This is a genomic window from Nostoc sp. MS1, assembly GCF_019976755.1.
Classification (GTDB): Bacteria; Cyanobacteriota; Cyanobacteriia; order Cyanobacteriales; family Nostocaceae; genus Trichormus.
The window spans coordinates 373223-386212 of record NZ_AP023441.1; the positions used below are offsets into that span (position 1 = coordinate 373223).

At 39.4% G+C, this 12990-nt stretch carries 14 protein-coding genes; 6 read left to right on the forward strand and 8 right to left on the reverse strand.

The annotated features are described in order from the left end of the window. Window positions 1–40: 40 nt before the first annotated feature. Complete coding sequence (locus NSMS1_RS01555; RefSeq protein WP_224090365.1) at window positions 41–583, forward strand: histidine phosphatase family protein; 543 nt, start codon at window positions 41–43, stop codon at window positions 581–583. 9 nt (window positions 584–592) lie between these two features. Here NSMS1_RS01555 and NSMS1_RS01560 read toward each other — a convergent pair whose 3' ends face one another. From NSMS1_RS01560 to NSMS1_RS01570, 3 genes are all read right to left on the reverse strand, one after another. Beyond that, the gene (locus tag NSMS1_RS01560) at window positions 593–1405 is read right to left on the reverse strand and encodes a basic amino acid ABC transporter substrate-binding protein (protein ID WP_224090367.1); all 813 of its coding nucleotides are present in this window, start codon (window positions 1403–1405) and stop codon (window positions 593–595) included. Window positions 1406–1550: 145 nt separating this feature from the next. Beyond that, window positions 1551–3161, reverse strand: a complete 1611-nt coding sequence (locus NSMS1_RS01565; protein ID WP_224090369.1) for an FAD-dependent oxidoreductase — start codon at window positions 3159–3161, stop codon at window positions 1551–1553. 388 nt (window positions 3162–3549) lie between these two features. Continuing rightward, entirely contained in the window at window positions 3550–3720 is a 171-nt protein-coding gene (locus NSMS1_RS01570; protein WP_411908657.1) for a helix-turn-helix domain-containing protein, read from the reverse strand. Between the two features lie 258 nt (window positions 3721–3978). Between NSMS1_RS01570 and NSMS1_RS01575 the strand changes: the two genes are divergently transcribed. Both NSMS1_RS01575 and NSMS1_RS01580 read left to right on the forward strand, forming a co-directional pair. Continuing rightward, window positions 3979–5058 carry a sulfate ABC transporter substrate-binding protein gene (locus NSMS1_RS01575; protein WP_224095420.1) on the forward strand — a complete coding sequence of 360 codons (1080 nt, stop codon included), beginning with the start codon at window positions 3979–3981 and terminating at the stop codon, window positions 5056–5058. Between the two features lie 175 nt (window positions 5059–5233). Further along, window positions 5234–5488: a hypothetical protein gene (locus NSMS1_RS01580; protein ID WP_224090371.1), complete on the forward strand. Its 255-nt coding sequence runs from the start codon at window positions 5234–5236 to the stop codon at window positions 5486–5488. Window positions 5489–5512: 24 nt separating this feature from the next. On the opposite strand, the gene NSMS1_RS01585 is transcribed toward NSMS1_RS01580, so the two are convergent. Beyond that, the gene (locus NSMS1_RS01585) at window positions 5513–5788 is read right to left on the reverse strand and encodes a hypothetical protein (RefSeq protein ID WP_224095421.1); all 276 of its coding nucleotides are present in this window, start codon (window positions 5786–5788) and stop codon (window positions 5513–5515) included. Window positions 5789–6043: 255 nt separating this feature from the next. On the opposite strand from NSMS1_RS01585, the gene NSMS1_RS01590 reads away from it, so the two are divergent. Both NSMS1_RS01590 and NSMS1_RS01595 read left to right on the forward strand, forming a co-directional pair. Continuing rightward, window positions 6044–6256 (forward strand): hypothetical protein, encoded by a 213-nt coding sequence (locus NSMS1_RS01590; protein ID WP_317986566.1) that lies wholly within the window; start codon window positions 6044–6046, stop codon window positions 6254–6256. Between the two features lie 153 nt (window positions 6257–6409). After that, complete coding sequence (locus tag NSMS1_RS01595) at window positions 6410–8434, forward strand: ABC transporter ATP-binding protein/permease (protein ID WP_224090372.1); 2025 nt, start codon at window positions 6410–6412, stop codon at window positions 8432–8434. A gap of 31 nt (window positions 8435–8465) precedes the next feature. Here NSMS1_RS01595 and NSMS1_RS01600 read toward each other — a convergent pair whose 3' ends face one another. From NSMS1_RS01600 to devC, 3 genes are all read right to left on the reverse strand, one after another. Beyond that, window positions 8466–9158, reverse strand: a complete 693-nt coding sequence (locus NSMS1_RS01600; RefSeq protein WP_224090374.1) for a DevA family ABC transporter ATP-binding protein — start codon at window positions 9156–9158, stop codon at window positions 8466–8468. 2 nt (window positions 9159–9160) lie between these two features. Continuing rightward, window positions 9161–9724, reverse strand: coding sequence for a Uma2 family endonuclease (locus NSMS1_RS01605; RefSeq protein ID WP_224090376.1), 564 nt, complete (start codon window positions 9722–9724; stop codon window positions 9161–9163). 82 nt (window positions 9725–9806) lie between these two features. Next, window positions 9807–11030, reverse strand: a complete 1224-nt coding sequence (gene devC / locus NSMS1_RS01610) for an ABC transporter permease DevC (protein ID WP_224090385.1) — start codon at window positions 11028–11030, stop codon at window positions 9807–9809. A gap of 265 nt (window positions 11031–11295) precedes the next feature. Between devC and NSMS1_RS01615 the strand changes: the two genes are divergently transcribed. Then, window positions 11296–11640, forward strand: a complete 345-nt coding sequence (locus NSMS1_RS01615; RefSeq protein ID WP_224090387.1) for an SCP2 sterol-binding domain-containing protein — start codon at window positions 11296–11298, stop codon at window positions 11638–11640. A gap of 156 nt (window positions 11641–11796) precedes the next feature. On the opposite strand, the gene NSMS1_RS01620 is transcribed toward NSMS1_RS01615, so the two are convergent. After that, complete coding sequence (locus NSMS1_RS01620) at window positions 11797–12966, reverse strand: HlyD family efflux transporter periplasmic adaptor subunit (protein ID WP_224090388.1); 1170 nt, start codon at window positions 12964–12966, stop codon at window positions 11797–11799. Between the last annotated feature and the right edge of the window lie 24 nt (window positions 12967–12990).

Sequence of the window (12990 nt, forward strand, 5' to 3'; positions counted from 1 at the left end):
TAAAAATCATTGCTTGGTCAGAAAAACTTAAAAACTTAGCATGAATAAAACCTTATATCTGGTCAGACATTGCCAAGCAACTGGAAAGAATCCTGATGCACCTTTGACGACAGAGGGACAAGCACAAGCAAAGCTGTTGGTAGATTTATTGCGTGATACCGGAATAGAGCGAATTATTTCTAGTCCCTACGTAAGAGCTTATCAATCCATTGTCCCGCTTGCAAATTACCTGGGTTTAGAGATTGAGATAGATCATCGACTTATAGAACGTGTGTTGAGTCCGACACCGCTTGATAATTGGCGTAAAAGCTTAGAGGAGACATTTAGCAATCTGGATCTTTGTTTTGTGGGTGGTGAATCAAGTCATACTGCAATGAACCGTGGAGTTGCTGTAGTCCATGAAGTATTAAAACAACCTATAAACACAAGCGTTATTGTCACACATGGTAATTTGATGACGCTGATGTTAAAGCATTTTGATCAGCACATAGGTTATTCAGAATGGGCCAATCTGCGTAACCCAGATGTTTATTATGTACAATTCTGTAAGGATGAAATATTTGTCAAGCATACTTTGATTTAGGAATACTAATTACTTAAGTGGCAATTCTACTGGTAATTGAGATGGTTCGACGTTAAACCATTTTTGGTAAATCTGTTTGTAAGTACCATTAGATAAGACGATATCTATACCTTTGTTAATAGCATCCAAATGAGGAGAATTTTGAGGCGTAGCAATGCCATAATATTCTTCAGTCAGTAAATCTGCAACAACTTTAAGACCTTTGAGATTACCATTTTTCACTGCATATAAAGTAGCGAAAGCATCACTAATAACTGCATCAATATTACCATTGTGTAGGTCTTGAAAAAAATCTGGGCCGGAATTATATGTAATTATTTTCGCATTCGGGATAGTCTTAGCAAAATCAGCGCCTGTGGAACCGATTTGTACACCAATTTTTTTCTCTTGAAGGCTATTAAAATCTTTAATATCTTGGTTGTCTTCGCGCACAGTAATTGCTAGTCCAGCTTTAAAATAGGGGCGGGAAAAGGCGATGGTTTTCAGGCGTTCTTTGGTAATGGTAATTCCACTAATAGCAGCATCAACTCTTTTGGCTTGTAGGGTGGAAATCATACCATCAAAAGGCAGACTTTCAAAGTTTACAGTTAAACCTACTGCTTGTGCGATCGCCCTCATCAAATCAATCTCAAAACCTACCAATTCACCTTGCGGCGTTTGAAACTCAAAGGGAATAAAAGTCGGGTCTGTAGCTACTTTGAGAGATTTATTATCTGATTGTGTATTAGGAGCTAGAGTATTACAGGCAGTTATTAAGAGTAAACAGCATAAGCTGAGGAACAGATATCGCCACGGGTAAATTAACTTTCTTATATTAATCATGAGTGGGTCAATAAAAAAACACCCCTAAAAACTGGTAAGGTTCAAGGTGTAGAGGTACTTAATGATTTGAATATCTTACTGCTTTCCCACTCACTGTAGGGGCGCACTGTACGCCCTTACAATTGAATTGGTATTAATGCAATCATTAAACTGTCACTAATTCCCGATTGGTAACTACAGACTCAGGTTTTACCCAAATCTTATCCAATCCGCCACTCAACAATCGATATTGCTGGTTAGGATCTTTTTGGAGGTAATCCATGCGCTTGTGCATACCTCTAGTTTCCTGACGTTGCAAACCACTGTTGTACATCCAACGTGCAGTAGCCACCATTGCGGCAGCTTCGCGCGATCGCACAATTTGGCTATCATCTGGTTTACGACTATGGCGGATTTCTTGCCAGAGGTTATCTAGTCTATTTAGAGATGCGCTTAACCCTGTAGCGGTGCGGAAAAGATTGCGATCATAGGGGAAAACTTCAGCTTGAGTTGCGGCGATCGCTTCATCTGGTGAGAATTGACTATGACCTCCACCTTGTAATCCAGCTTCGCCAACTCCCTGTACGCTGCGGTGGTTGGCTTCTCCTAAACTCAGCGCATAGTTAGCCGCAGATTGTCCTGACCAATAGCCAGAAGACATTGCCCAAGCTGCATTATGACTACCACCACCTGTAAAACCACCGCAGATTAACTCTCTAGTTGCTGCGTCACCTGCCGCATATAGTCCTTTGACGGAGGTAGCACAGGTATAGTCGGCAATCCGAATCCCACCAGTACCGCGTACTGTTCCTTCCAAACGTAAGGTGATGGGGAATCGTTGGGTAAAGGGGTCAATTCCCGCGCGGTCAAAGACCACAAAGAAGTTAGGTTGAGACTTCCGCATCCAAGCCTTTGTTTCCTCGTCCATATTTTGGTCGAGACGAGCATAAACTGGCTGGGTTAACAAAGTTTTGGCAATTACAGAACGACCACGCTTAGAACCTGCACCCTCAATCGGAGTACCATCTTCATAGGTGAAAGAAGCCCAATCGTAATAACGAGTTTTTGTGACAGAAGAAAAAGCCGGAGCGATCGCATAAGCATTAGAAAATTCCATGCCAGAGAAGTCAGCACCAGCCTCGGCTGCCATCAATAAGCCATCTCCTGTCAGAACGTTACAACCAAGAGCCTTACTCAAGAAAGCACAACCACCTGTAGCAATCACAACTGCTCCAGCCTTAACTGTCCAACGCTCTCCTGATTGACGATTAATCCCCTTCGCTCCCGCCACAGATCCTTGTGCATCTATCAGCAACTCTAAAGCTGGACTATGATCTAAAATTGTCACCCCTGCTTGCTTAATCTTTTTCCGCATAAAGCGCATATACTCTGGGCCTTGCAAAGAGCGGCGAATCACTTGCCCATTGGCATCCACACTGAAAGCATAGCCCCAATCTGCTAGAGAGTTAATGTTGTCGTAGGTGCGATCTAATACCCTAGTCATCCAGTCGCGGTCTGCCAGAAAACCCCCCATCGCTTCCCGGCTTGCCATTGCTGCTTCCCGTTGTTCTGGATCTGGTGGAACATACCACACACCATTACCAGAAGCTGCGGCCGCACCACTTGTACCGCAATACCCCTTATCTACTAAAACAACCTTTGCTCCATTTTTAGCTGCACTCCAAGCCGCCCAAGTCCCGGCCGGCCCGCCTCCAATAATTAAGACATTAGCATCTAAATTAATCTCAGAGGCATCTTGACGAACATTACTATTCATATGTCCACTCCGTTAATGAGTACTAAGCAAATCTAAGAAAAGGAAGGGTGATACTGGCAAACCTTGAGCGTAAAGATACGCTAGCGATCGCACTAGCTATGTGTGATTTAATCCGAACGTTGCCAATAAAATACTAATTATTTATCGATTTAACGTACTTTAACTTAGCAGTATTGCACGGTACTAAGTAAAATTCAAGTACTTAGGAAATAAAATATCTGTATCGCTAAAATTATTTAACACAAATATTTAGTATCTCTAATTATAATTTTGTGTTAGTTGATGCTGGACAGAATGCCAATAACGCTTATCAAACTATTAGCGGTAGAGTTTAACTAAGAAAGAATGGCAATACTGAGTCTATGCGTCGATAATCGGCTAAATATCGTTATAAAGCAATAAATTGCGGCAAATTCAGACTGTAATAAATCAAGCATCCTCTTTGACGAAAGCAGACTAAATTCGCTTCTCTCAAAGCTTTGAGGTGAAAAGACAGGTTGGCTTGAGGTACTCTTAAAGCTTTCCACAAACTGCTAATACACAGTTGATGCGATCGCAATAATTCTATTACCTAACAGATAGAGCATGAAAGCCTGTAACGATAGTATCGTTTATGCCTATAGCAGAATCCATCAATTGTTTTGAAAATATACTTACAGCATATTATGTTTAAATTTAGGTTAAAAAAAGGTTATGTAATTTTAATAACTATCATATAATACCTCTAAACTACAGTAAATCGCCCAAATTACCGCAGTTAGTAGCTAAGGGGAAAATTTTGAGCATCAAACAAAACTACAGATACACAACTAAACCAATCCACACTTACATTGTTAAGCTTTGGCAAGCTCTAAAACATCGACGGTTTATCTGCTTATTTTTGGTGGGCATCAGTGTCAGTATAGTTATGACCGCTTGCTCTAGGGTTAACGTTGACAATACTATTGCTACAAGTGCAGCTTCTACTGCTGATGTCAAGCTAACTTTTGTGTCTTATTCAGTAACAAAAGACGCATATGATCGCATTATTCCTAAATTCATCCAAAAGTGGAAACAAGAGCATAACCAAAACTTGACTTTCACTCAAAGTTATGATGGGTCTGGTTCCCAAACCCTAAATGTAATTGATGGTTTAGAGGCTGATATCGTACACCTGTCATTAGCTCTTGACATCGATAAACTTGTCCAAAAAGGTTTTATTCAGCCGGGTTGGGAAAAAGAAGCACCTAATAATGGAGTTGTAACTCAATCAGTAGTTGCAATAGCCACTCGTGAAGGAAATCCCAAAAATATTCAAACTTGGATAGATTTAACCCGAAAAGGAGTAAGCGTAATTACAGCTAACCCGAAAACCTCTGGTGGTGCGCGTTGGAACTTCCTGGGTTTATGGGGCTTTGCTACAAAAAATGGCTCTAATGAAAATCAAGCATTAGATTTTGTTTCCAAGGTCTATAAAAATGTACCTTCATTGCCTAAGACTGCTCACAATGCCAGCGAATTGTTCTTCAAACAAGGTCAGGGTGATGCGTTACTCAATTATGAAAACGAAATGATTCTCGCAAAACAAAAAGGTGAGAAGTTTTCATATGTTGTGCCTGATGTAAACATATCTATTGAAAATCCAATTGCAGTGGTGGATAAAAATGTCGAGCAACATGGCACTCGAAAGGTTGCCGAAGCATTTATGCAATATCTCTATACTCCAGAGGTACAAACAGAGTTTGCCAAAATCGGATTTCGCCCCGTTAATAGTTCAGAAGTAAAAGATCCTAGTAACAATTTTCCTCAAGTTAAAACTTTACTGAAAGCTGAGGATTTAGGAGGATGGCGCAGTATTGGCGATAAATTCTTCAGTGAAGGCGCTATTTTTGACAAAATTCAAGCTCAGAAATCTTGAAGGTAAATAGCCCAACTTTTTTATATACCTTTGAAGTAGCTGGAGCATGAGCCATACTAAGAAAAGGCTCATGACTCCACCTGTAGCCAACTATTTTCAATAAAAATCATTTTTTACAAGAGGATGATTATCCGGTTGACATTTTTGTGCGAAAACCTATCAATAGGGGTATTTAATGAACCAGTCTCAGGGAGATGATAAAGACAAGTTTCTTCACCCTCGTAGTCGCTACTACGGGCAATTTAAACCAGAAAAGTTAGTTTTCAATGCTAACTTGCAAGAGTTCGCGCAAAAAGTTGGCTATATTACCGCCTTAGAAACATCTGGCAAACTTTCCAGTGTTGAAGCTTACAAACGGATTAAGACGCTTTGGAAAAGGTTAAAGCGTAGTAAGAAAGAACTTTTGCCAAAAGAGGAGCAGCAACCATAACATGACATCAACAGATAACGAACTTTAATAGATAGCTTTGAATGCCACTAAACCTATCAAAACAACAAAACCCAGCGTTCTGCGAAAATAGTTAACGCCTTCAAACAATTCCAGCCATGCCCAAGTAAATAAGGAACCAGTTGCCACTACATCTAAGACTGTATGAATTGTGCCAGTGGTAAAGATTAGACTGAGTAAACTAGTAACTATCCAAACAATAAGCGGTAGGTTTGGCGCTTGAGCTATGACGATCTTGCCTTCGCTATCACGAAAAGTTTTATCAAAAACTGTACTTTCCATCATGTCTATTTCCAATTCTTTAATATATTCAAACATTTAGATAAATTTACTTTCCACCACCTAATTGCTGAGATTAGAGCAGAAAAATATTTATATAGGAATAGATTGAGAGGTGTAAGAGCTAATTTGTAAACTTAAAAGCTGGGGTGCTTGTTATTACAAATGCCTCTGTATTTTTCCTTGGTGGTGCATAAGGTGCGATCGCGCTCTTTTAGTCCAAAATCATTTTATGGTTTGGGGGAATGAGCCGCAAATGTGGCGATTGAGCAGGTTTTAAATGATTTGCGCGTCCGTTTCGGGATTGAAGTTGAGGGGATAAATTATGATGCGATCGCCGCAGTGACTAATTACATCAAGCAAATGGGGATTTGTCCAGCCGCTTCTTACTCTCAAACTGCACAATGTCAATTCTTTGTTGCGCAATTCCAAAAACTAAGTTTTAGAATTATGGGAAGATGGTATCTTTGAGTAGGAGATTGTATAAATTTACATTTCCAAATAAACAAGTTAAAGACTTAGGAGTACATTGTCTAGATCCTAATGGATGACAATTAATTATGACTTATTTATCCTAGTCTTGGCTATCCACCGGACTCAAGAAATTAAAATCATTTTTAACAGATGCAAGCTACAACTTTTATTGGTAAATTCTCAAAGAATGATTCTTTACCTGATAATGATCTTTGGCGGAATGTCAGAGCGATAGTCTGGCCTTTCTTATACCCTGCCGAGGCAAAAGCCAGAGCATTTTCAGATGTAATTCGTACATGGGGAATGCTTTTTCTCCTAGTATTATTAATAATCATGCTTGTCGGTGTAACTGCGTTTAATAGCTTTGTTAACCGCTATTTACTAGATATCATTACCGAAGAGCAAGATTTAAATAAATTTACTAATACATTATGGCTTTATGGTGCTGCTCTTGTCTGCGTAACGCTCTTATTAGGATTTACTAGATATGTGAGAAAACAAATAGCTCTTGATTGGTATCAATGGCTAAATGATCAAATTGTCGATAAATATTTGAGTAATCGTGCCTATTATAAAATCAATTTTAATTCCGATATTGATAATCCAGATCAACGAATAACGCAAGAAATAGAACCATTAACCAGAAATGCTCTCTCGTTTTCAACTACTTTTCTAGAAAAAGTTCTGGAAATGATAACTTTTTTAGCGATTCTCTGGTCGCTTTCTCATTTTGCGGCGGTTATATTAGTTGTCTATACAATAATAGGTAATTTAATTGCTGTTTATTTAGCTCAAGAATTAAATAATATTAAACAAGAAGAACTAGAACATCAAGGAGATTATAATTATAGTTTAAATCATGTTCGTAATCACGCTGAATCAATAGCTTTTTTCCGAGGAGAGAAACAAGAGTTAAATATAATCTTACGAAGATTCAATAATATTATTAAAAGTACTAAACGCAAAATAAATTGGGAAGTAACTCAAGATATTTTTAACAGAGGATATCAAGCGATTATTCAAATATTTCCATTTATAGTATTTGGGCCTTTACAGATTAAAGGTGAAATTGATTTCGGAGAAATTTCCCAAGCCAGTTTAGCTTGTAATTTGTTTGCTACGGCTATGGCGGAAATAATCAGAGAATTTGCAACTTCAGGGCGATTTTCTAGTTACGTTGAGCGTTTAGTTGAACTGTCGAATGCTCTAGAAGCCGCAACTAAACAACCGGAAAATGTCAGTACTATTGAAACAATAGAAGAAAGGAAACTAGCTTTTGAGCATGTTACCTTACAAACGCCTAATTATGAACAGGTGATTGTCGAAGATTTGTCACTTTCTGTTCAGCCGGGAGAAGGTTTATTAATTGTAGGGCCGAGTGGTCGAGGTAAAAGTTCTTTATTGAGAGCGATCGCGGGTTTATGGAATGCAGGGACTGGTCGTTTAGTAAGACCTCCCCTAGAAGAAGTATTGTTCTTACCCCAACGTCCTTACATAATATTAGGAACTCTACGCGAACAGTTACTTTATCCTAATACCAATCGGCAAATAACCGATGCAGAACTCAAAAATGTTTTGCAACAAGTAAACCTGCAAAATCTAATAAATCGAATTGAAGGTTTTGATACTGAAGTTCCTTGGGAAAACATCCTATCACTAGGAGAACAACAACGTTTAGTTTTTGCACGCTTATTACTGACTCATCCAAGATTCACTATATTAGATGAAGCAACAAGTGCCTTGGATTTGAGAAATGAAAGCAATTTATATCAACAGTTACGAGAAACAACAACAACATTTATTAGCGTAGGACATAGACAAAGTTTATTTGATTATCATCAATGGGTTTTGGAACTTTCACAAGATTCTAGTTGGCGACTTCTGAGTATTCAAGATTATCGCAACCAAAAAACAATTATCCAGAACTCGGTTGAAACTCCTCGCATTAATACAGACAGTTTGCCTAACAATGAATACGAAAGCAAAGCAGTAATAATGATTAAAAAAACTGTCAGTGACGGTCTTTCTCATAAAGAAATGAGTGAATTAACATCCTATACAATTAAGACTATTAGAAGTAAAGCAAGCAAAGGAGAGAATATTGTAGCTAAAAATGGCTTTACCTACCGCTATGACAAAAATCCTCATGTATTGAAATGGATGAGAGTTGAGTAATTACTCAGATTTTGATTTGGAGATTAAGAGACTAATGACTTTGCAATCGCCCATCTTCCATGTGAACAATGCGATCGGCTATATCTAAAATTCTGGCATCGTGAGTTACTAAGAGTACAGAACAACCCTCTTCTTTGGCAAGACGCTGAATAATATCAACTACATCTCTCCCGGTTTTACTATCTAATGATGAGGTGGGTTCGTCTGCTAATAATAATTTAGGTTGGGCAACTAATGCACGAGCGATCGCAACTCTTTGCTTTTGTCCGCCAGATAATTTCTCTGGGTAATAATCTACGCGATCGCCTAAACCTACAGCGTCTAAAATAGCTACAGCCCTTTGTCTATATTGATATTTAGGAATTTCTGGGTGCAGTTTCAAAGACATCCGCACATTACCATAAGCACTCAAGCATTTGAGTAAGTTGTGATGCTGAAAGATAAAGCCGATTTGGTTACGAATTTGTGTTAACTGCTTCTTATTACAACCCTTGAGTTCCTGTCCAAATATTTTTAAGCTTCCTTGTTGTACTGAACGCAAGCCGCCAATTAATGATAATAATGTTGTTTTTCCACTCCCAGAAGGCCCTGTGAGGATGACGATTTCACCTGGGTAAATTGCTAAATCTATATCTGTTAAGACGGGTTTACGTAAAATTCCCTGTCCAAAAAAATGATTGAGGTTGGTGACAGTAACGGTGGACGAGGAAGCCAGGTAATTCATAATTAAGTACCCATCTTTAACCAACTGAAAACTTGATTTACTGTAAGGTTTATTTCTATTTCTGGTAATATAGGTAAAGAATTATCTCCTTGAATTAATTCTGGTTGTTGCCCTGGTAAAAATGTCAAAATACTTGTGTCATCAGGGTCAATAAACCATCCTAAACGACTACCATATTGCAAACAATAGAGAATATTGCCAATTACTTTGTTAGGTTTTTGTTCTGGTGAAAGTATCTCAATTGTCCAGTCTGGGGGAAGTTCAAAGTTATCTGGAACTTGCCCATCTTTTGTAAAGTGTATCCTTTCCCAACTAAATACAGCTACGTCTGGTACGATTGAGCGATCGCCAAAAGAACAGCGTAGTTCAGGAAACGCATAAGCTATCTTCGCATCTTCCGTAACTTGATTTACTGCTGCACAAAGTTTTCCTTGCAAGCGGCTGTGTCTCCCTTTTGGCATCGGTTTAGAGATAATTTCTCCGTTAATATATTCATTGACTGGTTTAGTTTCTGGGAGCTTGAGAAAGTCTTCTAGAGTCAGAGGTTGAGTTGTCGTAGCACTCATAGCTTCTCAATCCTGAAAATATTTGTCCTCAGTTTAGCAAACTAGAACTGGTTAAATTGACGCTACTACTCTAGTATTTAGGTTAAAACACATCGGCGGGGTCGGCGGAACGGAGTTTAGTAGTAGCGATCGCACCTGATACACTACACATGATAATTGTCAAGAGAAAGACTTGAATGGCTACACCCGCCTTCATGACTAGGGGGATGCGGGTGAGTGTAACTAGTAAGTTATAAATACCCACTGAGGCGAAAAAGCCTGGGATGAATCCCATCACACCCAGGATGACAGCTTCTTGTAAGATGACTAATAATAGGGCGCGATCGCTATAACCCATTGCTTTGAGGGTGGCGTATTCTGCCAAGTGATCACTCACATCTGAGTAGAGGACTTGATAGAGAATAATTACCCCCACCACAAAGCCGACAATAGTACCGAATTTGAGGATGATTCCTTCCGGTTGTGATCCGTGAAACTGCTGTTCGCGCTTAATTAATTCCTCATGAGTAAAGACGCTAACTTCTTGAGGAAGACGTTGACGTAACTGCGCCTGTACTGTGCCAATATTTGCGCCTTTTTTCACCTTAACAACTCCCAATCTCGCAGATTTGAGGCTATTTTGCCCATTCCGCAGTGCATAGTTCCAATCACTGATGATAATGTTACCTTTATCGTTGATGGTACTTCCCATGCTGAAAAGCCCCACTGCATAAGTGCGTTGGTTGTCCATGAGGGTGACAACTTCTTTTTGTCTAGTCAGTAATTGTGGGATATCTCCTAAATCTTTTTGAGAAAGACGATCAAACAGCACTGCGTCTGGTGTGGTTAATTTAGGAAGTTCCTGCTGGACTTCTGGTAATTTCATCACAAAGGATTGAGTCGGGTTAAAAGCAATCACTCTGACTTCATTACCAAAAAAACCTCTTCTGCGTGGAACTCGGCGTTGGGAATTATTAGGTTGAGACAACTGGCTGGGATTTACCCAATTGGCGCGACTGATATAAACTGGGGCAACAGCCTCCACACCATCTACAGATGCAGCTTGATAAAGATAAGCCTGGGGAAAACCAATCCGAAATTGTAAACTGGGACTGAATGATGAGACGAGAATTAAATCTCCCCCCAAGCTTTCATGCAGCTTAGTTGTTCCTTCAGTTAACATCGCCAACAGTCCCAGTTGAGTAAACATAAGAATATTGGCAAAGCACACACCAGTAGTTGCTACAGCCAAACGAACTTTTTGATGGGACAATTGCGCCCAAGCCAGGGGAGTCTCGAAGTAAAGGTTTTTGAGAAGGTATTTCATTGGAGATTGGGGAGTTTCTTATTGCTGGAGCCTACATGTATCTAGGAAAAATAAGCATTTGGTGTTTGATTCTTGTGGACAATTTATCCTTTAATTTCATCCATCTTTTCCTTTAGGTATTAAGGCCTTATGAAATCTTTATTTATTAAAGGTTTTGTTAACTATCTTAACTGTCTTAACTGTCCTTGCCTTCTCATTAAAATTATGAGATTTTAAAAACCACAAACATTCAAATACAATTCAAGCAATGTTATCGGAGGTATTAATGGCTGTTGATATTCAAAATTTGTTTAACGAGAAACTTCCTGCTGGTTTCGCAAAGAATCCTGGTGCCGCAAAGGAAATAAATGCAAAGTATCAGTGGCATATTACAGGAGAAGGGGGGGGTTCATGGTACGTTGATGCGTCTGACTCTGGCCCGTCGGTAACACAAGGTGATCCAGGCAAAGCTAATTGCACTGTGAAAATAAGTAGCGAAGACTTCCAGACTTTTTATCTAGATCCCAGAGCTAATTCAATGCAGTTATATTTCAGTGGCAAACTACAAATAACAGGAGATCAAATGTTAGCTATGAAAATAGGTGAACTTTTTAAACTCAGCTTCAGCTGATTTTGTACGGAATCAGTTGAAGCTATCTTCATTTGTGTACGGTGACTTTTTATTTGTTGCTGTGCCAAATGAATGTCATTGAGGGTGTAAGCGAACTGCAAACATAAACGTTTCAAACTGCTTTGCAAGGAAATTTTCAAACCACATTATCCCCCACTAGATCACATCAATCTTCACGCGCACTTGCATTCCCGTTAATGCAGCAACCTTGGGGCTATCTTCTGGATTAATGCGGATTTTGACTTCTACTACTCTGGCGTTAACATCGTTAGTGGGGTTATTTTGGTCTTGATTGAGACGGGTTTTGCCAATTTGCAAGCCAATTTGAGCAACTTTACCCTTAATTTCACCACTAAAGCCGCCATACTCGCTGTTAATAGTCACTGGCTGTCCCAGTTTTACCTTGACGATATCAGTTTCGTATACTTCAGCGATCGCATACATTTGTTTTGTTTGTCCTAGTTCGGCGATACCTTCTTGGGTGTTTACCTGTTCGCCGACGCGGGTATTAATACGTAAAATTTGCCCAGCAACAGGAACTCTAACTTGTGTATCTTCTAATTCGGCTTTGCGTTGTTCTACTTGTATTTGGGCTTGTTGTAGTTCGGCTTTGGCTATCTCAATATCCACTGGACGCACTTCTTGCAGACGTTTGAGATTAGCGTTTTCTTTATTGATTTGGGCTGCTAAGGTAGAGGTGGTGTTGTCTAATTCGGCTTGATTTTGTGCGAGGATTGCTTTTGCTCTATCAAATTGCTCTTGTGCATCATCCAGTTCGGAACGTTTGATGGCTCCCTCTGCTGCTAAAGTTAGATAACGCTGGTATTTAATTTGAGCATTACGTATTGTAGCTTGGGCTTGGGCAATTGTCGCTTGTCTTTGTTTAGTTTCTGTGCGTAATCTGGCTGTTAATTCGGCGATCGCAGCTTTTTGCGCGACAATTTCTCCTTGTTTAAAATCTCCTTGTTGAATTTTACGTAATTGCGATCGTTTAATCGCAACATTAGCTTCGGCTTCTTTTAATTGCTGTTCGACTCTATTTTGTCCTTGAAGAATGGCAATTACTTGATTTTCTCTAACTAAATCACCTTCCTTAACCAATATTTGGTTCACCCGGCTGTCTTGGGCGTTGATCACAGAAATTTTGATGACATCGCCTTCTGGAATTAATCTACCCAAAGCCACTACTTGAGAGGATGTTACAGTTTCTACTGGTGTAGGAGAGTCTGAGGAATTATCTTGTGCCTGCATAGCACTACAAGCTGTACAAGTAATTAAGCTAAGAATTGCTGTGCTAGTAATACATTGACGCAGGATAGTAGACACACATTGCTGGGGATGAACCATATA